This is a genomic window from Polynucleobacter sp. 35-46-11, from assembly GCF_002281105.1.
Window position 1 is genome coordinate 1 of record NZ_NCFJ01000562.1, and the last position, 1,545, is coordinate 1,545.

The 1,545-nt window shown below is 45.6% G+C and carries 1 protein-coding gene; it reads left to right on the plus strand.

What is annotated here, in order from left to right:
• The first annotated feature begins 110 nt into the window (after positions 1 to 110).
• Positions 111 to 1,526 (plus strand): hypothetical protein, encoded by a 1,416-nt coding sequence (locus B7Y67_RS17615; protein WP_293599743.1) that lies wholly within the window; start codon positions 111 to 113, stop codon positions 1,524 to 1,526.
• The last annotated feature ends 19 nt before the right edge of the window (positions 1,527 to 1,545 follow it).

The following is a 1,545-nucleotide window of genomic DNA, read 5'->3' on the forward strand; positions in this document are numbered from 1 at the left end:
ACCTATAAGCATGGCAATCTTCCCCGTGAAGATTTTCCTAATAGAGGCGCTATGAAATGGTTTAAAAAAACGCTATTTAATTACAAATATTTTTTCATGAGTTTTATACGGTGAGCACTCAAAATCCTATTTTAAAAACTGCTTGCGCAGATGGCCCTGTCCAGATTCCAGTGTGGGTCATTGCTTTGCAGTGCGTAACCTTTGTGGTGTTGTACTCGGTTTGGATCTTGCCCGAGATAGCTTCTTGGAGGAATACCTCTCTGGTGCTTGGGGCGGTCATAGGCCTGTATGTGAGCTATCAATATCGTTCTTTACTGCTAAACAAAAGAGCCCTCCCAATTTGGCTTATTGGAATCCTCTTTGTATGGGCTAGCTTTCATTTGCTCTTTCTGTCTCAAAATCCAGCAATCCAGTTGCTCGAATTCAAGGGTATCTGGAAGCGAGCATTTTTAGCTGCAATCTTTGCGCTGGGCCTGGGTCTATCGATCGCAAATAATCTGGAGAGTGTAAAAAGGTGGGCATGGCCCTTGATCTATTTAGGCCTATTGATGCCTACCCTCATCTATTTATTAAAGTGGACACTTACCTTTTATGGCCAAAGTGCCTTTGGGTTTGAACCAGTACCTGCTTTTCTGAGGGTCTATCCGAGCTCCCAGCCCTTTTATGTCCCAAAGACGGATTACGTGGTTTTTTGCTTGCCCACCCTGGCAGTTGCCTTGGGGCAAATTTTGGCTTTATTGCGAGACAGGCGCATGAAATGGGCCCAGTTATTTGTGTATAGCACCTCTATTGCTGCGATATCTTTTGTCTTTTATGGTCAAAACATAAAAAATGGCTTTGTTTATGAGGCGCTACTCTTCATCCTTTTTCTGTTATTCATGGTGCGGGCTTCCAAGAAGAGTTGGTCTCTAACCAAGGTGGGGATCATAGCCGTCATTCTGATCGGAGTCGGTTTTGTGGGGCAAAAGCATATCCAGCAAAATGATTCTTGGTCTACTTTTGCTGCAGATGCCAAAATTGCAGTGCAACTAGATCGTTACCAAGAGTGGAAATTTAATGGTGAAAAGGGTTACCCAGTCAATGAGTTAGGTAAGACAGTATCTGGAACCAACTATGAAAGAATCGCCTGGGGGTTGGTGGGCATGGACCTTTTTCGAGAAAACCTCTTGGGTTATGGGCTAATCGAAAATTCATTTGGGCCGTTGGTCAATAAAAAGTGGCCAGAATCGAGCGTACGTCTAACCCATGCTCACGGCGGCTGGTTGGACCTAGCCCTTGGGCTAGGATTGCCTGGCATCGGTTTAGTTCTTGCCGCCCTAGCTCTTGCGCTAAAGCTCGCTCCTATTATAGCTGCGCCCTGGAGCAGCCTGGGAAGGTGGGTGCTGATATCGACATTTTTGCTATGGTGTACGACCGAAGTATCAAATAACGGGAACTTCGACCCACTCCTTTTTTGGATCACTTTAACTGCCAGCTTGGCACTACGGGTTATCCCTAAACCCAAAACCCAAATCATGAATGCTTAGTGAGCCCAAGGGCGATTGC